Here is a 23539-nt window from a genome sequence, read left to right on the forward strand (position 1 = left end):
CGGCTGTGTGTGAGCCCGCCTACTCGATGCGGTTGCCGTCGGCGTCCCAGTGCTCGGCGACCTTCTTACTGGGCTGCACGCGCGGGGGCTCGCCGGGCATCTTCGGGTAGTCGGGCGGGTAGTTCAGCTCGACGGGGTGCTGCTCCCACTTCTCGAGCAGGGGCGTGAGATCGTGCGCGACCTCGTCCATATCGGCCCACGGGTTCCCGTCGGCGAGTCGCTCGGGCACGGTGAACAGGTTGAGCTCGTGCGGGTCCTTGAGCTCGGCCAGCGCATCCCAGGTGAGCGGGGTGGAGACGGTGGCGCCCTGGACGGCGCGCAGCGACCAGGCGGAGGCGATAGTGCGGTCGCGGCTGTTCTGGTTGTAGTCCACGAAGATCCGCTCCCCGCGCTCCTCCTTCCACCACGCGGTGGTGACGCCGCTGTCGCGCTTCTCCAGCTCGCGGCCGAAGGCGATCGCGGCGTGCCGCACGTCCACGAAGTCCCACCGCGGTGCGATGCGGATGAAGACGTGCACGCCGCGGTTACCGGAGGTCTTGCAGTACGCCCGCAGCCCGAGGTCGTCGGCGAGCTCGCGGGCGATCCCCGCGACCCGCACGGCGTCGCGGAAGTCGGTGCCCGGCTGTGGATCCAGGTCGATCCGCAACTCGTCGGGATGGTCCACGTCGGCGCTGCGCACCGGCCACGGGTGGAAGGTGATCGTGCCCATCTGCGCGCACCACACCGGGATCGCGATCTCGGAGGGGCACAGCTCGTCGGCGGGGCGGCCGGACGGGAAGGCGATGCGCACCGTCTGCGCGTACTCGGGGGCACCTTTCATCATCCGCTTCTGATAGAAGCCGTCAGCGTCCCGGTCCTGCGGCCCCTGCGCCAGCCGCCCGCCGGGGTGGACTCCGCCGGGCCACCGCTCGAGCGCGGTGGGACGGTCCCCGATCGCCGCGAGCAGCGGCTCGCCGACCGCGGCGAAGTACTGCGCCACCTGGAGTTTGGAGACCTCGGGGGTGAGATCGGTGGCGGGGTAGATGATCCGGTCCGGGCTCGAAACCCTGACGGTGCGGTCAGCGCCCTCGCCGCCGGGACCGGGGACGACCACCTCGGCCGTCGGGGCCTTCGCCATCACTCGCCCTCCTGCAGCACGTCATCGAGGTCGTAGTTGACGGGGACCTCGAGCTGGTCGTACCCGCAGCTCGACGGCTCGCGGTCCGGGCGCCAGCGCCTGAACTTGGCGGTGTGCCGCAGGCGCATGCCCTCCATCTGGTCGTAGTCGAACTCGACCACCAGCTCCGGGCGCACGGGCACCCACTCCCCCGTCTTCTCCGGGGTGGCCCACCGGTTGGGCTCGCCCTGGACGGAGTCGGCGGTGCGCATGGGCTCGAGGAGCTGCAGGTACTCCTCGCGCTTCGCGGCGGTGAAGGCACCAATGCCCCCGATCGGCAGCAGGTTCCCATCCTGGTAGAGCCCGAGCAGGACCGAGCCGACGGCGCCTCGCTGCGACTTGTGCGGGCGGTAGCCGATGACCACGGCCTCGGCGGTGCGGGCGTGCTTGACCTTGATCATCTCGCGCTTACCCGGCAGGTACGGCCCGTCGATCCGCTTGGAGATCACCCCGTCGAGGCCGGCGCCCTCGAACCGCTCGAACCAGTCGGCGGCGGCGCCCGCATCGGTGGTGACGCGGCTGATCTTGCAGGTCCCCGTGCCGGCGTACGCGGAGACGAGCACCTGGCGGCGCGCGCTGAAGGGCTTGCCCGTGAGGTCCACATCTTCCATCGCGATCGCGTCGAATCCGACGAAGATCGCCGGGGTCTCCTCCGAGAGCTTGGCGATCCGGGATTCCGCCGGGTGGATGCGCGCGGAGAGCGATTCCCAGTCGAGGCGTTTGCGGCCCTCGCGGTGCACGGCGACCGCGATCTCCCCGTCGAGCACGCAGCGCTCGGGGAGCTCGTCGCGGGCCGCGGCGACCACCTCGGGGAAGTAGCGGCCGAGGTCCTTGCCGCTGCGGGAGCCGATGAACACCTCGTCGCCGTCGCGGAAGATCAGGGCGCGGAAACCGTCCCACTTGGGCTCGTGGGAATATCCCTCGCCGGGCACGGCCTTCGCGGCTTTGGCGAGCATCGGATCGAGCGGCGGGTTCACGGGGAGGTCCACGCCTCGATCCTAGGCGGGCGTACCGACGAAACGGGCGGAAGCGGGACCCCGCACCGCGGGGCCCCGCTCGCGACGGTCGTTCAGCCCATGCTCTTCTGGCCGTCGATGGCCTCGCGGATGATGTCGGCGTGGCCGGAATGATGCGCGGTCTCGGCGGCGACGTGCAGGAAGACGCGGCGCACGGTCCAGAACACGCCGGCGGGCTGCCAGGGCGCCTCGGGCAGCTCGTACGAGGAGTCGAGGTCGAGCGTGCGCACCAGCTCGTCGGTGCGGGCGGCCGCGGCATCGAAATCCGCGAGGATGCCCGCGAGGGTCTCGCCCTCGGCGATCCGGAACTTGTCCGCCCACTGCGCCAGGACCTCGGGGCTGGGGTTCTGCCAGTCGACGTCCGTATAGGCGTCGTCGCGCTTACCCTCGGCGAAATCGGCCCAACTCCTCTCCACCTCTGCGCAATGCTTGATCAGTCCGCCCACCGTCAGCTCGCTGACGGTGCTGCGGGTGTTCGCCTGCTCGTCGGTGAGGCCCTCCGCGGTGTGGCGGAGGAACTGCCGGCGATCGGCGAGGAGGCTGAGGAGGTCGGCGCGTTCTCCGGGGGCGGTCTGCTGTGTCTCGGTCATGAGATAAGACTATTGAGCCAAGTGCCAGTTTCTGTCCTCAATCGAAGGAATTCTGAAAGACATGGCGAACACGAGCTCCCGCACCCTGCGACTGCTGTCCCTGCTGCAGACCCATCGCTATTGGCCGGGCTCCGAGCTGGCGGACCGGCTCGAGGTGTCGGTACGCACCCTGCGGCGTGACATCGAGCGCCTGCGCGACCTCGGGTACCCCGTCTCCGCGACCCGCGGCGTCGACGGCGGATACCAGCTCGCGGCCGGCGCCGCGCTGCCGCCGCTGGTCCTCGACGACGAGGAGGCCGTCGCGATCGCGGTCGGCCTGCAGACCGCGGCCCAGGGTGGGATCGCCGGCATCGCCGAGACCTCCGTCCGGGCGCTGGGCAAGGTGGCCGCCGTCATGCCGCCCCGGCTGCGCAAACGCGTCGAGGCCCTGGGCGCCGTCACCCAACCCGCCGCCCTCACCGGCGGTCCTGCCGTCGACCCGCGCGTTCTCACCGGACTCGCGGAGGCGTGCCGCGCGGAGGAACGGATCGAATTCGGCTACACCGCCGCCACGGCGCGCGCACCGACCGGCTCGCCGAGCCGATGCGGCTCGTACCGCTCGGGCGCCGCTGGTACCTGGTGGCCTACGACCTGTACCGCCACGACTGGCGCAGCTTCCGGCTCGACCGGATCAGCGGACCGTCGCGGACGGGCGTGCGCTTCCGGCCCCGCGAGCTGCCCGCCGAGGATGCGGCCGCGTACGTCCGCGCATCCGTCGGCCAGCGCACCCCGAGCCATCGCATCCAGTTCCGCGTGCACGCGCCGATCGACCACGTGCGTTCGCTCATCGGCCGCTGGGCCCGACTGGAGGAAACAACCGACGGCATCGTCGTGCGGATGGAGGCCGATACGCTCGACTGGCCCGCGATGGCGATCGCCGTGCTGGACGCGGAGGTCACCGTCGTCGAGCCCGCGGAACTGACGGCCCACCTGGCCCGATGGGCGGGCAATCTCTCCCGCGCGCGCTCGTAAGCTGGTGCGGTGACAGCTGGACGGTACGCGCCGAGCCCGTCGGGCGATCTGCACGTGGGCAACCTGCGCACCGCCCTGCTCGCGTGGCTCTTCGCCCGCTCGACGGGGCGGGACTTCCTGCTGCGCGTCGAGGACCTGGACACCGGGCGCACGGCCGACGGTGCCGAGGCGCGCCAGCTCGCCGACCTGGCCGCGCTCGGCCTTCACTGGGACGGGGACGTGGTGCGGCAGTCGTCCCGCACCGACCTGTACGAAGCGGCGCTGGGGCGTCTCGACGTCTACGAGTGTTATTGCACGCGCCGCGAGATCCTCGCGGCCCCGTCGGCGCCGCACGCACCGGACGGTGCGTACCCCGGCACGTGTCGCAACCTCACGGAGGGCGAACGGGAGGCCCGGCGGCGGAATCGGCCTGCGGCGGTGCGCCTGCGGTCGACGGTCTCCTCGTTCACCGTCACGGATCTGCTGCACGGCGAATACACCGGCACGGTCGATGACGTCGTCCTCCGGCGCGGCGACGGGACGTACGCCTACAACCTGGCCGTCGTGGTGGACGACGCGGCACAGGGTGTCGACCAGGTGGTGCGCGGCGACGACCTGCTCTCCTCCGCGCCACGCCAGGCGTACTTGACGAGCCTCCTCGGCGGTACGCCTCCGACCTACGCCCACGTGCCGATGGTGCTGGGACCCAGCGGCATCCGGCTCGCCAAGCGCGACGGTGCCGTCACCCTCGCGGAGCGTGGTGGACCCGCGGTGGTGCTCCCGGAGATCGCGGCGAGCCTAGGGCTGCGCGGTCGCACCCCGCACGAGATGCTCGACGGGTTCGACCCCGCCCGACTCCCCCGGAACCCCTGGACGCTACCGCTCTGAGGCGTGCCCCGTCGTGTGAGCCCGGCCCCGCCGGGGCCGCTCGCAGATCCGTGCGCCGTGCGCGCCCGGAACGTCTGCTCCGTGGCGAACGAGGTTGCCCGCCGCCACGCCGGAGGCGAACTCCCGCAACCATCCCGGGGAACGGTTCGTCGCCGTCGGGGCCGCCCGGGTGCCGCCGAAGACCTTCCGCATCTCCTGAATCCGCATGGCATGAACGCTATCCGGGGCGAAGGCCGGCGCCCAGGTGTGCGGTGCCGGAATTCCTCAAGATCCGGCCACGGAGCGCGCGGAGCTGCGGCCGACCTCGCTGCCGTGGAAGCGCTCGCGATAGGCCGTCGGAGCGAGCCCGGTCTGCCGCTTGAAGTGATACCGCAGCGTCTCCTCGGCGTCGAAGCCCGCGCGGCCCGTGATCGCGGTGACGGAGTCGTTCGTGGTCTCCAACAGCCGCATAGCGCGGTAGACGCGTTGGCGCATCAGCCATTCCAGCGGAGCGACGCCGGTGTACCGCCGGAACCGGCGGTGTAGAGTGCGGCGGGAGACGCCCGCGCGGGCCGCCATGTCATCGAGGCCCTTGACGCCGCCGATGCCGTGGGCGAGGCCCTGCAGGAAGTCGGCGAAGCGCTTGTCCATATCGGGCCGCAGGGTATCGATGTTGACGAACTGCGACTGGTCGCCATCGCGGTGCGGCGCCACCACGAGGCGGCGTGCCACCTCGTTCGCAGTGTCGGCGCCGTGATCGGTGCGGATCAGATGCAGACACAGGTCGAGGCCCGCCGCCGAGCCCGCGCCGGTGAGCACTGGACCGTCCTGGATGAACAGTTCCGACGGCGTGACGTGCACCCGCGGGAAGCGGTACTGCAGCAGGCCCGCGTGCCGCCAGTGGGTCGTCGCCCGCCGGTCGTCCAGCAAGCCCGCCGCGGCCAGCGCGAAGGCGCCCGTGCAGATGGAGACGATCCGCGCACCGTTCGCCGCGGCCGCACGCAGCGGCTCGTGCCACTCCGGGTTCGAGTCGGTCCGCGGGTCCGACACGGCCGAGACGACGACGGTGTCCGCGTCGGCGATCTCGTCGAGGCCGTAGCCGGGCACCAGCACCGCGCCCCCGAGCGTCCGCACCCCGTCGGCCGGACCGCACCCGCGCACGTCGTACCCGAGCGACGGGAGGTCCTTCCAGGCGAAGCTCAGCGCCTCGACCACGATGCCGTACTCGAGCATCGTCATCCCGTCGCAGACGGGCAGGGCGACGACGTGAGCCATGTCCGAATTCTACGGGCGGAACGTGCCCGTCGCGTCAGTCGGACTTGGCGAGGTGCTGCTGGGTGCCTTTGTAGTAGCGCCCCAGGAACTCCTCCTTGAACTCCCAGTACGTCCCGTCGAGCATCGACTGCCGGATCTTCGCGACCAGGGAGACGATGAACTGCTCGTTGTGGATCGTCGCCAGCGTGGCCGCGAGGCTCTCCTTCGCCTTGAACAGGTGATGGATGTACGCGCGGGTGTACTGCGAGGTGAAGTTCTCCGTCTCGGGATCGAGCGGGCGGAAGTCCGTCTTGAACCGCGAGTTGGTCACGTTGTAGCGACCGTCGAGGGAGTAGATCGCGCCGTTGCGGGCCACGCGCGACGGCGAAACGCAGTCGAAGGTGTCGATGCCCTGCTCGACCGCGGCGAAGATGTCGTCCGGCTCGGAGATCCCGAGCAGGTGCTTCGGCTTGCCCTCCTCGAGCTCCTCGTTGACCCAGCGCACGATGGTCGACAGGTTCGCCTTCTCCAGCGCGCCGCCGATACCGTAGCCGCCGAACCCGAGGCCGCCGGCGAGCCGGTCCTCCTCGCTCAGCGCCCGCAGGTCGCGGGCCGCCTTGCGGCGCAGATCCTCGTACTGCGCACCCTGCACCACGCCCCAGAGGGAGACCGCATCGTTCCGCTGCGCCGTGAGCCAGTTGTGCTCCGACAGGCAGCGCCGCGCCCAGAGGCGGGTCCGTTCGAGCGATTCCACCTGGTACGCACGGGTGTTGTGCAGCGTGGTCAGCTCGTCGAAGGCGAAGATCACGTCGGCGCCCAGCTGATGCTGGATCTGCATCGACCGTTCCGGCGTGAACCGGTGCTCGGTGCCGTCGAGGTGGCTCAGGAAGGTCACGCCGTCGTCGTCCACCCGGGAGAGGCGGTCCTTGCCCTCGGCGATCGCGTCGTCGCCCTGCAGCTCCTCACCGCCGGTCATGTCGATGACCTTCTTGAAGCCCGAGCCGAGCGACATGACCTGGAAGCCGCCGGAATCGGTGAAGGTCGGGCCGTCCCAGTTCATGAACGCCCCCAGGCCGCCGGCCTGCTCCACGATCTCCGGGCCCGGCTGCAGGTACAGGTGGTAGGCGTTCGCCAGGATCGCCTGCGCGCCGAGCTCCGAGACCGCCTCGGGCAGCACCGTCTTGACCGTCCCCTTGGTGCCGACGGGGATGAAGGCCGGCGTGAGCATCTCGCCGTGCGGCGTGAGAAGGCGGCCGGCGCGGCCGAGCGGACCGTTCGGCCCCTCGAGACGACCCTCGATCTCGAAGCGGGTGGGGTCGCTGATGTGCTCGCTCTGCAGCCGGGTTCGACTGGCCATGGACCGGTAATCGGAACGCAGTGCGCTGAGCTCCGCCGCGATCGCCCTGTTCTGCTCCCGCAGCTGGGCGATCTCGTCCCGGGTGCGGTCCCGCTGGCGGATGGGACCGGTCGTCGTCTGGTCCGGGCGCGGGACGCCCGGCCGCGCGACGGGGTACTCGCCGGTGTCCGCGACACCGTCCGCCGCGGTCTCCGATGCCGCCGCGGCGACCTGCGCCGCCTCGACCTGCTCCGTGTCGGCGTGCACCGGTGCTTGCTCGGTCACGTGCTCGTCCGCCGTGCCGGAGGGCAGCGGCACGGGCACCGTCGGGGCGGCGGTAGGAAGCTCGGCACCGTGCGCAGCACCGTTGGTGGTGTCGCCGGCGTGGCCGTTGAGGCCGACGGCCTGCTCGACCCGCGCCGGGCCGCGCGCGGGGACGTCGGTCGCGCCGACGGCCACCAACTGCTCCGTGGGCACCGGGATCTCGGCGGTGACCGGCGAGGGGATCTCGGCGGTGTCGGTCTTCGTGTCGCCGCGGCCGAGCTGCTTGACGAGTGCCTCGCCCTCGATGTCGACGTTCGGCAGGATCTTGTCGAGCCACTTCGGCAGCCACCAGGCCGACGCGCCGAGCAGGGTCATCACCGACGGGATGATCACCATCCGCACGACGAAGGCGTCCAGCAGCACGGCGGCGGCGAGACCGAAGCCGATCTCCTTGATGAACACCTGGTCGTTGAGGATGAACGAGGCGAAGACCGAGATCATGATGATCGCCGCCGCGGTCACGACGCGGGCGCCGTACTGCACGCCCGTCACCACGGACTGTGTGGCGTCGCCGGTGTGCACGAACTCCTCGCGCATGCGGGAGACGAGGAAGACCTGGTAGTCCATCGCGAGGCCGAAGACGATGCCGATCATGAAGATCGGCAGGAACGAGACCAGCGGCTGCGTGTTGTCGATGAGGCCGAGGGCGCCGTCGCTGAAGATCGCGGACGTAACGCCGAACGTCGCGACGACGGACAGCAGGAAGCCCAGGACGGCGGTGAGCGGCACCAGGATCGAGCGGAAGGCGATGAGCAGCAGCAGGAACGCCAGGCCCACCACGATCGCCAGGTAGATCCACAGGGCGTCGCCGAGTTTCTCCGAGATGTCCATCTCGATGGCGGTGGCGCCCGCGACGCCGAGGTCGACGCCGAGCCGGGCCTTCGTCCCGCCGTCGCCGTTGGCCATGGCGCGGAGCTTGGTGACCAGCGTCTTGGTGTCGTCGTCATTGGGCCCGGACTTGGGCGTCACCACGATGGTGGCGGCCTTGTTCTCCGGCGCGAGCTGGGTGAGCTGGGCGTTCGCGATCAGCGGCGCGACGGCCTGGTTGCTGTTGAGCTGGTCGACGATCTGCTTGTAGGCGGCGAGGCGCTGGTTCGGCTGCGCCTCGGCACCGTCGAGCGCGACGAGGAGGGTGCCGTTGGCGCCCTTGCCCCAGCCGTCTGCGATGAGGTCGTAGGCCTGCCGCTCCGACGTGCTCTTCTCGCTCATTCCCGAGCTCGGCAGCGCGGTCTTCATGTCCTTCATCGGGATCGCGAGGATGCCGAGCACCGCGACACCCGCGACGAGGGTGACAACGGGAACCTTCTTGACCAGGTTGGCCCAGCGCAGGCCGTTGGCGACGCGACCGTCGCCCTGGTCGGTGTCCGGCGGGTGCAGGCCCTTGACCCGCCCGGCGAAGACCTTGGTGCCGAACAGGCCCAGCAGGGCCGGAAGCAGGGTCAGCGCGACGAGGACCGCGATGAGGACGCCCCACGCGGCGGCGACGCCCATCTGACCGAGGAAGTCCATGCCGATGAAGGCGAGCGCGGCGAGCGCAATGATCACCGTCAGGCCGGCGAAGACCACCGCGGTGCCGGCGGTGCCGACGGCGATGCCCGCCGCCTCGGCCCGCTGTTCCTTGGTCGAGGCGCCGAGGCGCCGCAGTTCGTGCCGGTACCGGGACACGATGAACAGGGCGTAGTCGATGGAGACCGCCAGGCCGATCATCGAGGTCAGGACGGTCGGGAACGTACCGAGCTCGATGAAGCGGGTGGCGAGCAGGACGCCACCGAGGGCGATGCCGACGGCGATGATCGCGTTGATCAGCGGCATGCCCCAGGCGACGAGCGAGGCGAAGGTGATGATCAGCACGATCGCGGCGACGATCATGCCGATGATCTCGCTGGTCAAGCCGATGTCGGCGGCACCGCGAGCGGCGGAACCGTCCGCCTCGACCTGCAGGGTTCCGTTCGACGCGGCCTCGCCGGCCTCGCGGGCCTTCGTGATGTCCTCGGAGACGGTGCTCGGGAGTTCGGTGACCTTGCCGATGAAGTTCACCGTGATCCTGGCGGTCTTGCCATCCGGGCTCACCGACGAGGTCGCCGCCGCGTCGGCGGTCTTCTGCGCCGGCGTCTTGGTCGACGCGATGTCCCGGCCCTGCGCCGTGACCGCCTCGAGCTTCGATCGCTGCTCCGGAGTGAGCGCGCTCGGGTCGAGCTCGCCCGTCGGGTTGTGCAGGAGTTCCGGGTCCTGGACCACGGAGACCTTCCGGCCGTCCTCGTCCTTGGTGAGGTTCTTCAGGTCGGCGATGGTGCGGTCGATGCCCGCGGCAGCCGCGGGATCGGTGAGCCTGCCGTCCTTGGTGTGGAAGACGATGGTCGCCGAGGCGGTGGTGAACGGGTCGCCGCCGCTGTCGCCGAAGTTCTGGGAGACGATGTCGGTCGCCTTCGCCGAGGGCAGGCCCGGCAGGGAGAAGTTGTCGACCGTGGGTTTGCTGAGCGCCGCACCACCCGCGAGCATGCCGACGAAGATCAGCAGCCACGCGGCGATGACTTTGAAGCGATTGAGGTAGGCGAACCTCCCCAGGCGGTACAGGAACAATGCCATGCGGGTCACTCCGAGTCGTCGAGGCGCGACGGGCTGCGCGATGCGGGTCGGCTTCGAGTGTACCGATAGTTGTCGCCCGCAATAATGCCGCTGACCGGCGGCTTTGTGAGACTCGTCACCGTGAGGAGGGTACGGTGCAGGCTATGACCGCAATTCGGCACGTCGCAACGCCCGTCACAGCCGTCGCAGCTGCAACACTGTGCGGCCTGCTCCTTGCAGGCTGCGGTAGTTCGTCCGACCCCGCCACGAGCCCCGCGCCGTCCGGCGCACCGTCGGCCGCGACGGCGGCGGCCGAGGCCCGCGGGGAGATGTGCGGCCAGACCCGTGGCCCCGACGGGGCCCTGTACGTGCACGCGCTCGGCACCGTCAAGGTCGACTGCGCCGAGGCGATGCGCGTAGCGAACGCCTTCGGACCGCAGATCGCGACGGCGAAGCCCGTCACCGTCGAGGGATGGAACTGCACGTTCCCGCAGACTCCGGGGGTGCTCGCGCGCTGCGACAGCGGCGACAAGGCGATCGGCTTCTTCAGCTCCCACTGACCGCCGCAGACGCGACGCCGCCTCACCCCCGCGGACTACACAGACCCACCCGCGCGGGGGATCCTCCGTCGCGGCGACCGCTCCTAGCGTGTGGTCCATGAAGAAACTGCTGGTCGGCACGCTGATCGTGCTGGTCTTCCTCGCCTACTCTCTCCCGCCGTATCTCACGGGCGGCAGTCGCGTGCCCCTCGACGATCAACCGGGCTGGTACTACGGGCTGCTCGTCGGGCACATCCTGCTCGGGTCGGTGGCGATGCTCGCCGGGCTGGTGCAGTTGGGCCGACGCTGGTTCGCGAAGTACCACTGGATCGCCGGCCGGATCTACGTCGCGTGCGCCCTGCCCGTGGGACTCGCGGCGATCGCGATCGGCACGGTCACGCCGTTCGGTCCGCTCAACGCCGCCTCCAATGTCACGCTGGGCTCGCTGATGCTGCTGTTCACGGCGCTCGGCGTCCGCGCGATCGTCGGCGGCGACGTGGCCGCCCACCGGCGCTGGATGCTGCGCAGCGCGGCGCTGATGTATTCGGTGATCGTCAACCGCGTCCTGGGGCCGGTGTCGTTCCTCGTGCTCGACGCCGCCGGCGCACCGGAGTCCTTCATGGACGCCTGGGGGCCGGCGATCGTCGCCTGGCCGAGCTGGCTCATCGCGATCGGCCTCTGCGAGTGGTGGCTGCGGCGCAGCGCGCACAGTCCCCGGAACGGGAGAAACCCCCTCCGAACGGAATCGGAGAGGGTTTCCCTCAGCGGTGGCGGGGGGATTTGAACCCCCGGTACGGGGTTACCGCACACAACATTTCGAGTGTTGCACCTTCGGCCGCTCGGACACGCCACCGTCGGAGTACTTTACCGGAAGTCACCTCGGGAGGTAAATCGCCAGGTCAGGAACGGTGCGACTGGAAGAAGTCGTGGAGCAGCGCCGCGCACTCGGCCTCCCGGACGCCGCCGCGCACCGTCACCCGGTGGGTGACGCGGGGATCGCGCACCACGTCCCACACCGAGCCGACGGCCCCGGTCTTGGGTTCGAAGGCGCCGAAGACGAGGTGCCCGATGCGGGCCGCGACCAGCGCTCCCGCACACATCGCGCACGGCTCCAGTGTGACGGCCAGGGTGCAACCGCCGAGCCGCCAGCCGTCGCCGAAGATGCCGGCCGCCTCCCGGATCGCGAGGATCTCCGCGTGGGCCGTCGGGTCGCCCAGCTGTTCCCGACGGTTCCCGGCGAGCGCGAGCACGGCTCCGTCGGGCCCGATCACCGCGGCGCCCACGGGCACGTCATCGGGGCCGGCCAGGCCGGCGGCCTCAAGGGCGAAGCCCATCGCCGAGCGTTCCGCGTCCAGCAGCGCCACTAGCCCAGCGAGTCGAGGATCGCGCCCAGTTCGGCGTCGAACCGGAGCCGCTCGGCGATCACCTGCAGCTGCTCGTCCGGGTAGAGGTCCGGATCGGCGAGCAGCACGCTGAGCTCCTGCTCGCCCAGGCCGAGATCGCTGAGGATGCCGAGATCGCCCTCGGGCCACGGATCGGTGTCCTCGATCTCCTCGGGGTCGATGTCCGGCACCTCGACATCGAGCCGGTCCAGCGCCTGCACGGCCAACTCGTCGAACACCGCGGCGGTGGCGTCGGAGAGCAGCAGCCGCGTGCCCGACGGACCGGGCCGCACGACGACGAAGTACTCGTCGTCCACGTTGAGCAGGCCGATCACGGCCCCGGTCGCGCGCAGCGCCTTGAGCTCCTGCTCCGCCTTGGCGATGCTGCCCAGCGCCCCGGGGTCGAGCAGGTGCACGGTCCAGGCGGTCTCCCCGCGGATCACGGCCACGGCGTAGCCGTCGGTGTCGTCGTAGCGCTCCGGTGAGGTCTCTGCGGCCATGGGTCAAACCGTATCCGTAAACGCGCGTCCGCGACACGTCTCCCTCGGCTTCGCACACCGTTGTGGAACGCTGGCGGGGTGCCCACTCTGCATTCCGACGTTCCTGTCTGCGTCCTCGGCCTCGGCCTGATCGGCGGCTCGATCCTGCGCGCGCTCGGCCGCGCGGGGCGCCCCGCCTACGGCTGGAACCGGTCGGCCGCCGCCGTCGACGATGCCGGGGCCGCCGGCTTCGACGCGTCGTCGGACCTCGCCGCGACGCTCCGCCGGGCCGATGCGGGCGGGCACGTCGTCGTGGTCGCGGTGCCCGTGCCCGCGCTCGACGAGGTGCTCGCCGCCATCGCTGAGCACGCCCCGCACGCCTGGCTGACCGACGCGGTCAGTGTCAAGGGCGACGTCGCGCGTCGGGTCTCCGCCGCGGGCCTGACGGGACGGTACGCGGGCGGGCACCCGATGGCGGGGACCTCCTTCTCCGGCTGGGGGGCCACCGATCCCGCGCTGTTCGACGACGCCACCTGGGTGGTCACGGCCGACGACCGGACACCGGCGGAGGCGTGGCGCCTCGCCGCATCCGTCGGACTGGACTGCGGCGCGGTGATCGTGCCCGCCGGCTCCGCCGAACACGACGCGGCCGTCGCGCGGATCTCCCACTCGGTACACGTGGTCGCCGAGGCGGTCGCGATCACGGCCGAGCTGGATCCGGCGGCGAAGCAGCTGGCTCTCTCGCTGGCCGCCGGCAGCTTCCGCGACGTGACGCGGGTCGCGGGCACGGCCCCGTCGTTGGTGAACGCGATGTGCGAGGCGAACGCCGACGCCCTGCTCGACGCCCTCGACGACACCATCGCCGAGCTCATCGCAGCCCGCGCCGAACTGGCCGAGCGGGGTACCGTCGGGGACATCACCGCGCGCGGCTACGCGGCGCGCAAACGGTACGAGAGCGCCCGCCGCACCCCCTTCTCCCCCGTGCTCGACGGGGCGGGGTGGCAGCGGGCGCTGCGCGAGGCCGGTCACGCGGGTGGCGTGATCACGGCGCTCGGCTGACTATTCGACGCGGCTCGACAGGCCCGGGTAGTCGATGACGAAGCCGTCGGCGTCCACGGAGATCTTCGAGCTGCTGATCGGGGAGATGACGGTGATGCCGTCGGCGGCACCGTCGTAGTTGATGACCGTCTCCTTGACCGCGAGGCTCGGCAGGTCGACGTAGACGACCGGTACGTCGAGTTCCGCGGGGTGGGACTGCAGGTCGAACCGGCGGATCGTGAGGGCGTTGAAGAACGCCGACTTGAGCACGTCGACGCTGAGCGCGCCGGAGAAGAAACCGCGCTCGGAGCCTTGCGCGCCCTGCACGAGCCAGTGGTTCTCGCCGTCGCGGGCGATCGTCACCTGCGACTCGCCGGCCGCGGTGAGCGCGTGCACGGAAAGCCGCTTGGTGACGCCCTCGTCGTCGGTGACGAGGTCGTAGGAGGCGTTGAAGGCGGGGCCGTCGGCCGACGGGGCCGCGATGATCCGACCGTAGGCCTTGATCCGATCGCCCGTGAGCTGCACGCGGACCGACTCGAGGAGGTTCCCGTCCTCGGAGCGCCAGGTGAGGATCCTGGGCCAGCTCGCCCCGGTGATCACGGTCGCCACTGCGTCTGCGGATGAAAGGCTACTCACGCCCCCTACGGTAACCCCTCGCGTGCGGGCCGAACGAACCCTGTGGCGCCACTCGACCAGCGCCGGGGCTGTGCCGACGCTCACACCGGCCCGCCCGCGACCTCCGCGCCTACAACGCCGCGACGGCCTCCAGCTCGACGACCTGATCGTCGTAGCGCAGCCGGCTGACACCGACGAGGGAGACGGGCGGCACGTCCCCGAGGACCTCGGCGAGCGTCTCACCCGCGACCTGCAGGTCCACCTGCAGGTGCTCTGCGACGAAGACGGTGAGCCGGGCGACGTCGGACAGCTCCGCGCCGCGCTCGCCCAGGATCACGCGGAGGTTCGCGACGACCGCACGCACCTGGCCCTGCACGTCGCCTGGGGCGACGGTGGTACCGCCCTCGTCCAGCGGCGCGACGCCGGCGATGTGCAGGGTTCGGCCCGCAGGCACAGTCGCGCTGTATGCGTGCTCGACCGCGGTTGTCAGCCGGTCCGAGCCGTTGAGCTGCACCTTCCCCATGATCAGGCGGCGTTCTTCTGCACGGCCGCACCGACGCGCGGGAGCGCGGCGACGACGTTCTCCTTGGCCTTGCCGCGCAGGCTCGCGTACGCCTTCCGCAGCGCGGGCTGGCTGGTGGACTCGGCCTTCTTGTCGGTGACCGCGAGCAGGGCGTCGCCCACCTGATCGCCGCGGGCGGCGAGGAACTGGCCGAAGTCGCCGGGGCCCTGGGCCTGGAACTCGGTCCAGAACGGATCCAGTGCGGCCGCGAAATCGGGGAGCAGCTTGGTCAGGGCTGACTCGATGACGTTCGGCGAGACCTTCTTGACGGTGCCGTAGGCGGCCTTGATGACGGTGCCGGACAGCCCACTCTTATCGCCGACCTCGGCTTCGACGACCGACGCGAAGTCGGCGACGACGGCCGGCTGGCGCGCGGGATCGAGGAGCGTGGTGGACAGCGACATGGGAACCTCCGGGTTCTTCGTGGGCGATTGCGAGACCGAGCTTATCGGGCCTCCCAGAGCGGTGGGGAGTGCTGCATTCCCAGTGAGCGGGACGCGCCGGGAATGCAACCGTTCTGCATCGGATCTGCAACAACCGCACCCGCGGTGTGTGAGGTTCGTCACGGGTGCTCTAAGTTGACGATTGAAGGAAAGGGGTGGCCATGGTGACCAGCCGATCCGGCAGGGCGAACGCCCGACTGTCGAGCGTGCGTCTACCGCTCTGGGACCGCAGCTCCGCACTCCCCTCCCCGTCGCGCGGACAGCATCACTCGCGCGTCGATCACACGCTGCCACTCGGCGACCCCACCGGCGGCGCAGATGCCCTCGCCTGGCGCGAGGCCGTCGACGGCCGGCTGACCTATCCCCGCGTCCACATCGACCGCAACGTCGACATCCGCATGTCCGACGGTGTCGTGCTGCGCGCCACCGTCGTGCGGCCCGCCGAGCTCGACGGGGTGCCGGTCGCGCGCCCGTACCCCGCGATCCTCAACCTGAACCCGTACAACCGGATGGTGGTCGACGCGATCGACGAGACCACGCACGCCGCGTTCGTCGGGCCCGCGCTGACCAACGCGTCGAAAGCGCTCACCGGCGGCACCGTCGACTTCTCGGGCGGCCTCCTGCAGGGCTTCGGCATCAACCGGCGCCTGGTGCGCAGCGGCTACGTACAGGTGATCGTCGACGTGCGCGGCACCGGCACCTCGCACGGGGTGTGGCAGATCCTCGGCCCGCGCGAGCAGCGCGACTCGGTCGAGGTCCTGGCCTGGGCCCGCGAGCAGGCGTGGTGCGACGGCAAGCTCGGCATGGGCGGCTGGTCGTACTCAGCGATCAACTCGCTGCAGGCCGCCGGCCACGCGCCGGAGGGCCTCGGCGCCGTCTTCGCGATCGAGGGCAGCGAGGACATCGTCCGCGACATCTACATCACGGGCGGCCTCCCGTCGGTGTTCATCCCATTGTGGCTCGGCGCAGTGAACGCCCTCAAGTGGTTGTACAACCCGCGCACTCTGCTCCGCGACACCGTCAACGGCAACGTCTTCCGCTGGCTGCACAGCCGCCTCCTCTCGCCCGCGACGGAGGTCTCTACCGTGGTGGCGGGCGTGCTCACCGGACGCGACCCGCGCGTCAACGACAACCCGTACTTCACCGAGCGGAACGCGAACATCGAGTCGATCACCGCCCCGACGTTCCTGTTCGGCGGCTGGCACGACCTCTTCGGCCGCAGCACACCCCGGGTGTTCTCCCGCCTGAACCTGCCCGCGGGCCGCAAGCAGATGGTGATCACCAACGGCTTCCACTTCGACATGGGCGCCGGCTTCGGCGGCACCCAGGCGCCGCCGCGCATCGACGTCCTCGAGCGGGCCTGGTACGACCGCTGGCTCAAGGGCATCGACAACGGCGTCGACCGGTACGGCCCCGTCACGCTGCAGCAGCAGGGCGGTGGCTGGAGCGCGGGCGAGTCCTTCCCCCGTGCCGGGGCCCGCACGCGGCGGCTCTACGCGACCCCGGCGTCGTCGGGCACGGCGGGGCACACCCGGTACGACGGCGGGCTCGCCGCCGTCCCGGAGCGCCGGCGCGCGTCCGCGTCCACGCGGATCGATCTGCGCGGGCTGGCCTCCCCCGACCTCACTCAGGTCCTGGCGGGGCTGACGAAGGCCGTCCCCGCGCTGGCGGACGCGGGGGTGCAGGAACGCGGCGCGATCTCCTTCACCTCGCCGCCCGCCGTGGTGCCGGTGCAGCTCAGCGGCTCGATCAACGTGCACCTCGTGACGCAGTGCGAGGGCGAGGAGGCGATCTGGGCGGTCACCGTCAACGACGTCGCGCCCGACGGCACCTCGACGGTCCTCTCGGGCGGCGCCCTCATGGCCTCGAATCGGGCCCTCGATGCCGCACGCAGTAGTTACGACCTCGACGGCGAACTCCTCGGCGCCTTCCACCCGCTCACGTGGTCGGCGAAGCAACCGGTCGTGCCGGGCGAGACGATCGAGCTCGACATCGACGTGGTGCCCACCGATGCCCTGCTCGAGGAGGGCCACCGCCTGCGCGTGGACGTCTACGCCGGCAGCGTTCCGCGCTACCTCGCGACGGTCCCCGACCTGCTCAAGACGCGGTTCGGCAAGCAGACGGTGCTGTTCAGCCCCGACCGGCCGTCGTACGTGAGCCTGCAGATCGTGGGCGATCCGGGCTGGTGACGGCCCGTTCCGGGCTCGCCTTTCGGACGCCCGGCGGTGGTGCGGGCCGACGGTGCTGCGGCCGACGGCGACGTCGGTGGAACGGTCCCCTGGCTACACCCGAGGGTATCCGCGGCACGCCTCACACCGTCCGGTACCTCGCCCCGACGGCTTCATAGGTGCGCGGCGCCCGCAGGTCAGCGGTCAGGAGAGTCATTCCGTGGTGCGCCACGTCGACTGACTCAGTCCACCGGGATCGTGGTGGTACCGAGGAGGTCGCCGAGCTGCCACGGGTCGAGGCCGTTGGCGGCGTTCATGTCGCATCGGACGCTGCCGTAGCCCTCCGGCAACCCGCCGCCGTAGCCGCTGCCGTCGGTGTACTGGTGGATCGCGAAGCGCCGCCCCAATTCGGGCGCCCGGGAGAAGTCGGGCAGCGCGCCGTACGAGGGCACCACGAACGGCATCTCGGGCAGCGTCGGCCAGATGCTGATGTCGTTGGGGTTGAGGTAGCCGATGCAGCGGGTCGGCCGCGGATCCGCGCCGCCGCCGCGCCAGTCGGACGCGCCCCAGGTGAACCGATTGAAGGCGTCGGAGTGGTCGCCCACGATCTGCCCGCCCCAGGACTCCGCATCCGCCATCGTCACCACGTCGGGCCGGTCCTCGCTCTGCATCTCCAGGTGCACGGCGAGGCTGTCCTCCCAGTTGGGACGCACCACGGCGTAGACGATGGCGCCCACCAGACGGTCGTCGTCGAGCATGCGCCGCACCGTGTCCCAGTTGGCGGCGAAGCGACGGTCGCGGTACGTGCCGTCGTTGGAGCGGATGGCCACCCACCGGTAGGGGTAGGTTTCGGGAAGCGGCGGCTGCCACTCGGAGACGTCCGCGTAGAGGGTGTCCCGCTGCAGCCGTGCCGCCCGCGCCCGCCTCAGTCGCTTCCTCACCCCGCCAACGCTACCCCCGACAACCCCCGTCATGAGGGGCGCTTTACCCGGTCTTGGGTTGCGCGAACGACTTTCGTGCGGGCAATCTGGTCTGATGCCCACCCTCGCCCGGCGCAGCCGGTTCTGCCTGGCCGCCGCCGTGCTCGTCGCGGCCGTCATCGCCCTCGGCCTGCTCGTCGGGTGGCGGCCCGTCACCGAGACCGACGGCGAGGTGCTGGAGGAGATGATCGAGCACCGCGACACGGCCACGACCTCGGTGATGACGCTCATCACGAACGTCTTCTCGCCCGGCGGCACGATCGCGCTCGGCGTCCTCGTCGCCGCACTCCTGGTCTGGCGTCGTTCCGCCGCATCCGCCGTCTTCGTGCTCGGCAGCACGGCGGTCGCCGCAGCGGCCACCCTTGCGCTGAAATACACCTTCGCCCGACAGCGTCCGCCGCTCATCGATCACCTCGCGAACGAGACCGACTACGGCTTCCCCTCGGGCCATGTCACCGGCACAACGGCCCTGCTCCTGGCCACGACGGTGGCGGTCACCGCGAGCTGGACCGCCCGCCGGCGCCTCCTGGCTCTCCTCGTCCCCGCCGCAGTGATCGGCGCGGTGGCGGCGAGCCGGCTGTACCTGGGCGTGCACTGGTTCTCGGACACCGCGGCCGGTTTCGCGATCGGGCTGGCGGGCGTCGCCGTGGGACTGGCGGTCCTTCCGCCTGCGTCGTGGGCACGGTGGGACCGCCAGCTGGCCGACACCGTCCGGCGTCGTCGCGCTTCGCGAACACACCCCGTGTGACTCCCGCCCTTCGACGGGGGGACGCGACAGAAACGCCGGGTCAGACGAACTGACCCGGCGTTTTCCTGTGCGCCCGAAGGGATTCGAACCCCTGACCTTCTGGCACTAACAGGCCGCCTTGCGGCGTCTTGTAGTTGCCATCTTGCCCGCACATTCCGTTTACATTCGCCTTTCGTGGCGGCTTGTGGCTGCCACTTCCGGTGGTTCCTGCGGATTACGGACCCGTGAAAGACCCGTCACCAGTTCTCGTTGCCCAGTATAGACATGATCAAGCCTGGCTTCTTCGGCAGCGGAGCGGGCCGCGGATCGGCCGGCGGATCACACGGCGTCGCCGTCGCCATCGCCAGGCGGATCCGGTCAGCGAAGTCGCTGGGCTTCTCCTTGCCGGCGAGGAGCCCGTTGAGGTCGCGGGCGACATCCTTGTGCCAGCCGACGCGACCGCGCAGCACGACGCGCAGCGACGGCATCATGCCGCCCTTCGTCTCGACGGACTCGATGGCGCCGAGCGGTACGACCCACGGGCCGGTGAACCCGCCACGCGCCTTCGCCGAGGACCCCTTGAAGGTAAAGGTCAGCGTCCGACCGATCTCGTCGAGCACCGCGGTGCCGCCGGTGCCGGTAAACGTCTCCATATTGCAGATCATGCCACTGCAGGGGCGAGCGGAACAGCCCCCTCCGTAGAACCCGCTTCACCTGGGACTTTGCATCGATACTTGCACTCAAATCGAAAGCCATGTATCCTGCGCATCCCCGTGTGATAGGATAGATACAGAGCACGTGCACGAAAGAGCCCGAGATCGCTTCTCAGATCTCGGGCTCGCACTTGTTCGATTCAATGTCGGCCGCACGGGGCCTGTTCCTGGCAGAACAACCCCAGTCTACGCGCTGACACTCCATTTCACAACCCGGGCAACCGTGCCCGAGACAGGAGTGCTGCTATGGCACCTACCGAAATCAACGCTGCGCCAACGACAGTGAACAGGTCGTCCCTGTGGGGCGCCCGTGTCAAGTTGGCGTACCGCGTCGCGCGACTCGTGCAGTTCGTGCATTGGCTGTGGGAGCACGCGCCCGGCTTCATCACGCAGCTCGCCGAGTGGTGGTCGTTGTAGCCCCACTGCATGTCGGTGGCCGGTCGTACCGTCGGCGCCATGGTGAGCGTGGAGATCGGCCCGAAGCGGTGCGAGGCGTGCGGTAGCTGGTTCGGGCCGCACCGCGTGCTCGTCGGGTGGGACAACCTGCACGATCCGCCGTGCCGGTCGTACACGTGCCGCGCGTGCGGGCACGTCACCCACGTGCTGCACCTGCGGTACGTAGACCGGTAGCCCCGAGCCGTGGGGCGCGGGGCTACGTGGGCCGGACCGGGTCAGCGGTTCCCGGGGCACGAGGCCGCGTTGTTCGGGCACCACGGCTTCGACGGCACCGCGCCGCCGGCGCCCTGATGCTGGGCGGCCTCCGCGGCGGCCTTCGCGCGCTGCGCCTGCTGCCGCGCGTACTCCGCCGACTTCGCGTTCGCGTTCGCCGACACCTGCCGGTCGTACTCCGCCTTCGCCGCGTCGTACGCCTTCATCGCCTTCTCGTGCTCGGCCTTCTCCGCTGGGGTCGCGTTCGCCGGTAGATCCTTCGGCTTCTCCGGGTTCGACGCCGTCACCGACGGGATCGACACGGGCACGTCGTAGCTCGGCGACCCCTTCCCGTCCCCCGGGCTCGGGGCCGCGGCGGGCGAGCCGGTGCCGACCGAGGTGCTGCTGTTCCCGTCGCCGGGATCGGCGTAGGACGCGGCGGTCGGGGTCGCGAAGATCATCGCGGCCAGGGCGGCACCGGCGGCCATCATGGCGGCGTGCTGCTTGATCGTGGGCATGGCTGTACTCCTCGGGTGGGGTGTGGGTGATCGCCCCGCAGAGGTGCGGGGTCTTGCGCCTCCGCGAGTGCGGGGCGTCGTGCCCGCCCCTCCCATGACGGAGGGGCGCCGGCTGGCCGGGTACGGGCTACTTGGCGGCAGGCCAGGGGCCGTGCGCGCGGTCGCATCCGCGGGCGCACACGCACGGGCCGTCGGCGTAGCAGCCCCCGCAGTCCGGGCAGACGGGGCGGGCCGTGGCCTTCGAGCGCGCGGTGTTCTTCCAGCTCTGGAGCACGACGCCGTGAAGCTTGAACTGGTGCGGCCCCGCGTGGCCCGACGTCCGCGAGCAGTCGACCTTGACGCTCGGGCACGCCTTGTTCGGAGTCTTCGCCCGGCACCGTCGAGCGCTCATCGGTTCGCCGCCTTGCGGATCTTGCGGGCCACCGTCTGCAGGTAGCGACGCTCGGGGCCGGCGACGGATTCGAGGCGCTTCGCGATCGTGGCGAGCGCGAGGTCGGCGTCCTGGAAGGTCGCGGTGGTCGCGCTCATCGTCGCGGTGCCGTCGCCCCAGAACGCGAGTTCCAGGTGCCGGATGTGCATGGCGGTCAGGCCGGTGATCTTGGTGGGCGTGGCGGTGGTGGTCATTTGTTTCTCCGTTCCTCGGTGATGACACCAAGCTATACCCTAGCTAGGTCATTGGCAAGTGTTCTGACGGAACATTTTCAAAACCCCAGCTAGGGGGTAGGATCGAGCGCATGACGACCAGGTATCTCGCACTCACCGACATAGCCGACATAGGAGGCCACCCTCTTGAGCGGCTGAAATCCCGCGTGCGCACAGGCAACTTCCCGCCTGCAGACGCAATGGTCGGCGTCGGCCCGCACCAACGCCGTCGACTCGGCTGGCTGCCCGCGACCGTCTCCGAATACTTACCCGAAAACTTTTCCCTGGATTCGGTTGACTAATACCCTAGCTATGGCTTAGACTGGTGTTACCAACAACGAGGGGAGGTGATGAATTTGGACGAAGCCCGCATCGGGCTCGTGCTAGCGGGGCTGACCCTCCTGGTCAACCTCTGGATGGCAATCCAGAACCGCAAGCCACAACCCCCGAAGGGCCGACACCGCAAGAAGCGGAAGTAGCCCCCAACCGGGGACCGGGCGGAATGTGGCCGCCTGGTCCCCGACCGGGGACTTACAGTGTAGCTAGACAAACACGCAGGAAGGAGACCCAGAATGCTCCGACGAAACTACGACCTCGTCGCCACCGCGGGATCAGCCGGCGTGCTCCTCGCGATCGGTGCGCCCTGGCCGCTGTGGCTGGTTCTCGGCGGCATCGTCACCTTCCAGGTGGCGAACCGGATCACGCGCCGCTCCCCTGCGGCGACCTGACCCGGAGACGACGAAAGCGGCCCCTCACCCTGGGGATGGGTGAGGGGCCGCACTTCGTGCTCAAGATGGCCTAGACGAGGTCGCTGATTTCCTCCGGCGGCTCCGGCAACGGCGCGTCCGGCGCGTGCCGCCGCAGGACGTCCTTCAAGTCCCGCACGTGATCACGGAACGCCCACAGCCGCCGCTGCGCTCGGTCGAGCGCCTCCTCGAGCTTGTTGACCCGCTCCCGCAGATCCGGGACGACACGGTCGTAGTCGGCGCGCAGCTCGTGCAGCTCCGCGCTTATCCGGCCCAGCTCGTCCTGCGACACCTGCGCGATCTTCCTCGCTTGCCACCACCGGCCGGTCGCACCGAGCACACCGGGGATCCGCGCCGCAATCTTCGATCCGAGTGCGGGCGGGCCGAAGATGAGCATGATGGCCAGCCACAACAGCCAGGGCACCCCTGCGGGTGCCGCCCAGTTCACTCGGGCTCCTGGCGCGCGTAGCCGAGCGCGATACCCGCCATCGCGGCGCCGAAGATCGTGACGATGGCCGGGCCGCGAATACCGTCCCACCACGGATGCCCCGACACCTCGACCCACTGCCCCACCGCGAGGGTGAGGTAGGTGGCGGCGCCGAGCCACATCCCCGCGATGCAGACGGTGCGCCACCTCGCCCAGAACCCGACCAGCGCGACGACGCCCGCGATGAGGCAGAGCGCGCCCCACACTGGCATCGGCGCGGCGGCCTCGATGAGGTTGAGCTGCGGAGCCGTCTCACCGCCGGGGAGGACGTAGTCGATGCCGCGCAGGATCGGTTCGACCGGCACGATGCCGACGACGACGTTGCGCGCGTGTGGTGGGAGGAGCGGCACCCACGTGCCGCGCTTCACTCGATGCCCCGGTGGCGCCCGGTCGTGCCGTCGGCCGGGCTGGTGTCGGTGTTCGCCACCGCCGGAGCGACCGCCGCGCCGCCGATGAGGAACGTCACGAGCGGCATCCACGCGTCGAGCTGCCCGTCCTGCAGCAAGCCGTAGCCGATCGCGAGGGCCTGCCCGGCGGCGAGCACCGCGTAGAACGCGGCTCGGAACGTCGACACCGAGCGGGCCTGCACCGCCGAGATCACCGGTCCGAGCACCGCGGTGGCGAGCGCGACCCACAGGGTCGCCTTCTGCTGGTCGAGGACGCTGTACCCGACGAGGAGCGTCGAGAGCAGCGGGAGGAGCGCGTACGCCCCGGCGCGGACGTCCGCCCAGGTGCGGATGTTGAGCAGCATGAT

General features: G+C 70.4%; 28 protein-coding genes, 1 tRNA gene and 2 pseudogenes. 10 read left to right on the forward strand and 21 right to left on the reverse strand.

Going from position 1 to position 23539, the window contains the following annotated elements; translation table 11 throughout:
- Nucleotides 1–19: 19 nt before the first annotated feature.
- From FK529_RS05270 to FK529_RS05280, 3 genes are all read right to left on the reverse strand, one after another.
- A complete protein-coding gene (locus FK529_RS05270) occupies nt 20–1117 on the reverse strand; it encodes a DNA polymerase domain-containing protein (RefSeq protein WP_146559966.1) in 1098 nt (365 codons plus the stop codon).
- Nucleotides 1117–2145: an ATP-dependent DNA ligase gene (locus tag FK529_RS05275; RefSeq protein WP_146559967.1), complete on the reverse strand. Its 1029-nt coding sequence runs from the start codon at nt 2143–2145 to the stop codon at nt 1117–1119. Before FK529_RS05275 ends, FK529_RS05270 begins: the two co-directional genes overlap by 1 nt.
- A gap of 80 nt (nt 2146–2225) precedes the next feature.
- Nucleotides 2226–2762: a DinB family protein gene (locus FK529_RS05280; protein WP_146559968.1), complete on the reverse strand. Its 537-nt coding sequence runs from the start codon at nt 2760–2762 to the stop codon at nt 2226–2228.
- Between the two features lie 61 nt (nt 2763–2823).
- On the opposite strand from FK529_RS05280, the pseudogene FK529_RS20755 reads away from it, so the two are divergent.
- A pseudogene (locus FK529_RS20755) lies at nt 2824–3773 on the forward strand (helix-turn-helix transcriptional regulator).
- Between the two features lie 9 nt (nt 3774–3782).
- Nucleotides 3783–4640, forward strand: a complete 858-nt coding sequence (gene gluQRS, locus FK529_RS05290) for a tRNA glutamyl-Q(34) synthetase GluQRS (RefSeq protein ID WP_146559969.1) — start codon at nt 3783–3785, stop codon at nt 4638–4640.
- On the opposite strand, the gene FK529_RS05295 is transcribed toward gluQRS, so the two are convergent.
- The 4 genes and pseudogenes from FK529_RS05295 to FK529_RS05310 form a co-directional block, all read right to left on the reverse strand.
- Entirely contained in the window at nt 4629–4847 is a 219-nt protein-coding gene (locus FK529_RS05295; RefSeq protein ID WP_146559970.1) for a hypothetical protein, read from the reverse strand. The two genes, gluQRS and FK529_RS05295, sit on opposite strands and share 12 nt — an antisense overlap.
- A 57-nt stretch (nt 4848–4904) precedes the next feature.
- Nucleotides 4905–5894, reverse strand: coding sequence for a GlxA family transcriptional regulator (locus FK529_RS05300; RefSeq protein ID WP_146559971.1), 990 nt, complete (start codon nt 5892–5894; stop codon nt 4905–4907).
- A gap of 34 nt (nt 5895–5928) precedes the next feature.
- On the reverse strand, nt 5929–7230 hold the full coding sequence (gene tgt / locus FK529_RS05305; protein WP_146560152.1) for a tRNA guanosine(34) transglycosylase Tgt: 1302 nt from the start codon (nt 7228–7230) through the stop codon (nt 5929–5931).
- A gap of 594 nt (nt 7231–7824) precedes the next feature.
- A pseudogene (locus FK529_RS05310) lies at nt 7825–10119 on the reverse strand (MMPL family transporter); the annotation flags it as partial.
- A gap of 143 nt (nt 10120–10262) precedes the next feature.
- Here FK529_RS05310 and FK529_RS05315 point away from each other — a divergent pair.
- Both FK529_RS05315 and FK529_RS05320 read left to right on the forward strand, forming a co-directional pair.
- Nucleotides 10263–10658: a hypothetical protein gene (locus tag FK529_RS05315; RefSeq protein ID WP_231702927.1), complete on the forward strand. Its 396-nt coding sequence runs from the start codon at nt 10263–10265 to the stop codon at nt 10656–10658.
- A gap of 97 nt (nt 10659–10755) precedes the next feature.
- Nucleotides 10756–11421 carry a DUF2306 domain-containing protein gene (locus tag FK529_RS05320; protein WP_146559972.1) on the forward strand — a complete coding sequence of 222 codons (666 nt, stop codon included), beginning with the start codon at nt 10756–10758 and terminating at the stop codon, nt 11419–11421.
- Here FK529_RS05320 and FK529_RS05325 read toward each other — a convergent pair.
- The 3 genes from FK529_RS05325 to FK529_RS05335 form a co-directional block, all read right to left on the reverse strand.
- Nucleotides 11403–11490 (reverse strand) — tRNA-Ser (locus FK529_RS05325). The two genes, FK529_RS05320 and FK529_RS05325, sit on opposite strands and share 19 nt — an antisense overlap.
- Before the next feature lie 46 nt (nt 11491–11536).
- Nucleotides 11537–11971: a nucleoside deaminase gene (locus FK529_RS05330; RefSeq protein WP_146560154.1), complete on the reverse strand. Its 435-nt coding sequence runs from the start codon at nt 11969–11971 to the stop codon at nt 11537–11539.
- Nucleotides 11972–12000: 29 nt separating this feature from the next.
- A complete protein-coding gene (locus tag FK529_RS05335) occupies nt 12001–12519 on the reverse strand; it encodes a tRNA adenosine deaminase-associated protein (protein WP_146559973.1) in 519 nt (172 codons plus the stop codon).
- A 78-nt stretch (nt 12520–12597) separates the two neighbouring features.
- Between FK529_RS05335 and FK529_RS05340 the strand changes: the two genes are divergently transcribed.
- Nucleotides 12598–13557: a prephenate dehydrogenase gene (locus FK529_RS05340; protein WP_146559974.1), complete on the forward strand. Its 960-nt coding sequence runs from the start codon at nt 12598–12600 to the stop codon at nt 13555–13557.
- Here FK529_RS05340 and FK529_RS05345 read toward each other — a convergent pair whose 3' ends face one another.
- The 3 genes from FK529_RS05345 to FK529_RS05355 all read right to left on the reverse strand — a co-directional run bounded on the left by FK529_RS05345 (nt 13558) and on the right by FK529_RS05355 (nt 15117).
- Complete coding sequence (locus FK529_RS05345; protein ID WP_231702928.1) at nt 13558–14172, reverse strand: putative glycolipid-binding domain-containing protein; 615 nt, start codon at nt 14170–14172, stop codon at nt 13558–13560.
- Nucleotides 14173–14281: 109 nt separating this feature from the next.
- Nucleotides 14282–14674, reverse strand: coding sequence for a RidA family protein (locus FK529_RS05350; protein ID WP_146559975.1), 393 nt, complete (start codon nt 14672–14674; stop codon nt 14282–14284).
- 2 nt (nt 14675–14676) lie between these two features.
- Entirely contained in the window at nt 14677–15117 is a 441-nt protein-coding gene (locus FK529_RS05355; protein ID WP_146559976.1) for a DUF6918 family protein, read from the reverse strand.
- Nucleotides 15118–15317: 200 nt separating this feature from the next.
- On the opposite strand from FK529_RS05355, the gene FK529_RS05360 reads away from it, so the two are divergent.
- Nucleotides 15318–17345 (forward strand): CocE/NonD family hydrolase, encoded by a 2028-nt coding sequence (locus tag FK529_RS05360; protein ID WP_146559977.1) that lies wholly within the window; start codon nt 15318–15320, stop codon nt 17343–17345.
- Nucleotides 17346–17566: 221 nt separating this feature from the next.
- On the opposite strand, the gene FK529_RS05365 is transcribed toward FK529_RS05360, so the two are convergent.
- A complete protein-coding gene (locus tag FK529_RS05365; RefSeq protein WP_231702929.1) occupies nt 17567–18265 on the reverse strand; it encodes a hypothetical protein in 699 nt (232 codons plus the stop codon).
- A 94-nt stretch (nt 18266–18359) separates the two neighbouring features.
- On the opposite strand from FK529_RS05365, the gene FK529_RS05370 reads away from it, so the two are divergent.
- On the forward strand, nt 18360–19052 hold the full coding sequence (locus FK529_RS05370) for a phosphatase PAP2 family protein (protein ID WP_146559978.1): 693 nt from the start codon (nt 18360–18362) through the stop codon (nt 19050–19052).
- 236 nt (nt 19053–19288) lie between these two features.
- Here the strand turns inward: FK529_RS05370 and FK529_RS05375 are convergent, their stop codons facing one another.
- A complete protein-coding gene (locus tag FK529_RS05375; protein ID WP_146559979.1) occupies nt 19289–19684 on the reverse strand; it encodes a hypothetical protein in 396 nt (131 codons plus the stop codon).
- Between the two features lie 306 nt (nt 19685–19990).
- Between FK529_RS05375 and FK529_RS19960 the strand changes: the two genes are divergently transcribed.
- Both FK529_RS19960 and FK529_RS19965 read left to right on the forward strand, forming a co-directional pair.
- On the forward strand, nt 19991–20161 hold the full coding sequence (locus tag FK529_RS19960) for a hypothetical protein (protein ID WP_158635051.1): 171 nt from the start codon (nt 19991–19993) through the stop codon (nt 20159–20161).
- 39 nt (nt 20162–20200) lie between these two features.
- Entirely contained in the window at nt 20201–20374 is a 174-nt protein-coding gene (locus tag FK529_RS19965) for a hypothetical protein (protein ID WP_158635052.1), read from the forward strand.
- 41 nt (nt 20375–20415) lie between these two features.
- Here FK529_RS19965 and FK529_RS05380 read toward each other — a convergent pair whose 3' ends face one another.
- From FK529_RS05380 to FK529_RS05390, 3 genes are all read right to left on the reverse strand, one after another.
- A complete protein-coding gene (locus FK529_RS05380; protein ID WP_146559980.1) occupies nt 20416–20910 on the reverse strand; it encodes a hypothetical protein in 495 nt (164 codons plus the stop codon).
- A 127-nt stretch (nt 20911–21037) separates the two neighbouring features.
- On the reverse strand, nt 21038–21301 hold the full coding sequence (locus tag FK529_RS05385) for a hypothetical protein (RefSeq protein ID WP_146559981.1): 264 nt from the start codon (nt 21299–21301) through the stop codon (nt 21038–21040).
- Complete coding sequence (locus tag FK529_RS05390; RefSeq protein WP_146559982.1) at nt 21298–21534, reverse strand: hypothetical protein; 237 nt, start codon at nt 21532–21534, stop codon at nt 21298–21300. Before FK529_RS05390 ends, FK529_RS05385 begins: the two co-directional genes overlap by 4 nt.
- 590 nt (nt 21535–22124) lie before the next feature.
- On the opposite strand from FK529_RS05390, the gene FK529_RS20170 reads away from it, so the two are divergent.
- Nucleotides 22125–22280, forward strand: a complete 156-nt coding sequence (locus FK529_RS20170) for a hypothetical protein (RefSeq protein WP_166436376.1) — start codon at nt 22125–22127, stop codon at nt 22278–22280.
- Between the two features lie 70 nt (nt 22281–22350).
- Here FK529_RS20170 and FK529_RS05395 read toward each other — a convergent pair whose 3' ends face one another.
- Genes FK529_RS05395 through FK529_RS05405 form a run of 3 tightly spaced genes read right to left on the reverse strand, consistent with a single transcriptional unit; the run spans nt 22351 to nt 23536 of the window.
- Nucleotides 22351–22746: a hypothetical protein gene (locus FK529_RS05395; RefSeq protein WP_146559983.1), complete on the reverse strand. Its 396-nt coding sequence runs from the start codon at nt 22744–22746 to the stop codon at nt 22351–22353.
- Complete coding sequence (locus FK529_RS05400; protein ID WP_146559984.1) at nt 22743–23153, reverse strand: hypothetical protein; 411 nt, start codon at nt 23151–23153, stop codon at nt 22743–22745. The genes FK529_RS05395 and FK529_RS05400 overlap by 4 nt, the downstream gene beginning before the upstream one ends.
- Nucleotides 23150–23536: a phage holin gene (locus FK529_RS05405; RefSeq protein ID WP_146559985.1), complete on the reverse strand. Its 387-nt coding sequence runs from the start codon at nt 23534–23536 to the stop codon at nt 23150–23152. Before FK529_RS05405 ends, FK529_RS05400 begins: the two co-directional genes overlap by 4 nt.
- Nucleotides 23537–23539 lie beyond the last annotated feature (3 nt).

This window comes from Tsukamurella asaccharolytica, assembly GCF_007858435.1.
GTDB classification, from domain to species: domain Bacteria; phylum Actinomycetota; class Actinomycetes; order Mycobacteriales; family Mycobacteriaceae; genus Tsukamurella; species Tsukamurella asaccharolytica.

Bases quoted from the DNA above. Each gene is read 5' to 3' on its own strand.
- FK529_RS05370 (WP_146559978.1), top strand. From the start codon at position 18,360: ATGCCCACCCTCGCCCGGCGCAGCCGGTTCTGCCTGGCCGCCGCCGTG.
- tgt (WP_146560152.1), bottom strand. From the start codon at position 7,230: ATGGCCAGTCGAACCCGGCTGCAGAGCGAGCACATCAGCGACCCCACC.
- FK529_RS05320 (WP_146559972.1), top strand. From the start codon at position 10,756: ATGAAGAAACTGCTGGTCGGCACGCTGATCGTGCTGGTCTTCCTCGCC.
- FK529_RS05385 (WP_146559981.1), bottom strand. From the start codon at position 21,301: ATGAGCGCTCGACGGTGCCGGGCGAAGACTCCGAACAAGGCGTGCCCG.
- FK529_RS19960 (WP_158635051.1), top strand. From the start codon at position 19,991: ATGGCACCTACCGAAATCAACGCTGCGCCAACGACAGTGAACAGGTCG.
- FK529_RS05390 (WP_146559982.1), bottom strand. From the start codon at position 21,534: ATGACCACCACCGCCACGCCCACCAAGATCACCGGCCTGACCGCCATG.
- FK529_RS05360 (WP_146559977.1), top strand. From the start codon at position 15,318: ATGGTGACCAGCCGATCCGGCAGGGCGAACGCCCGACTGTCGAGCGTG.
- FK529_RS05315 (WP_231702927.1), top strand. From the start codon at position 10,263: ATGACCGCAATTCGGCACGTCGCAACGCCCGTCACAGCCGTCGCAGCT.
- FK529_RS05375 (WP_146559979.1), bottom strand. From the start codon at position 19,684: ATGGAGACGTTTACCGGCACCGGCGGCACCGCGGTGCTCGACGAGATC.
- FK529_RS05300 (WP_146559971.1), bottom strand. From the start codon at position 5,894: ATGGCTCACGTCGTCGCCCTGCCCGTCTGCGACGGGATGACGATGCTC.
- FK529_RS05280 (WP_146559968.1), bottom strand. From the start codon at position 2,762: ATGACCGAGACACAGCAGACCGCCCCCGGAGAACGCGCCGACCTCCTC.
- FK529_RS05350 (WP_146559975.1), bottom strand. From the start codon at position 14,674: ATGGGGAAGGTGCAGCTCAACGGCTCGGACCGGCTGACAACCGCGGTC.
- FK529_RS19965 (WP_158635052.1), top strand. From the start codon at position 20,201: ATGGTGAGCGTGGAGATCGGCCCGAAGCGGTGCGAGGCGTGCGGTAGC.
- FK529_RS05405 (WP_146559985.1), bottom strand. From the start codon at position 23,536: ATGCTGCTCAACATCCGCACCTGGGCGGACGTCCGCGCCGGGGCGTAC.
- FK529_RS05295 (WP_146559970.1), bottom strand. From the start codon at position 4,847: ATGCGGATTCAGGAGATGCGGAAGGTCTTCGGCGGCACCCGGGCGGCC.
- FK529_RS05335 (WP_146559973.1), bottom strand. From the start codon at position 12,519: ATGGCCGCAGAGACCTCACCGGAGCGCTACGACGACACCGACGGCTAC.
- FK529_RS05330 (WP_146560154.1), bottom strand. From the start codon at position 11,971: ATGGGCTTCGCCCTTGAGGCCGCCGGCCTGGCCGGCCCCGATGACGTG.
- FK529_RS05380 (WP_146559980.1), bottom strand. From the start codon at position 20,910: ATGCCCACGATCAAGCAGCACGCCGCCATGATGGCCGCCGGTGCCGCC.
- FK529_RS05270 (WP_146559966.1), bottom strand. From the start codon at position 1,117: ATGGCGAAGGCCCCGACGGCCGAGGTGGTCGTCCCCGGTCCCGGCGGC.
- FK529_RS05355 (WP_146559976.1), bottom strand. From the start codon at position 15,117: ATGTCGCTGTCCACCACGCTCCTCGATCCCGCGCGCCAGCCGGCCGTC.
- FK529_RS20170 (WP_166436376.1), top strand. From the start codon at position 22,125: ATGCTCCGACGAAACTACGACCTCGTCGCCACCGCGGGATCAGCCGGC.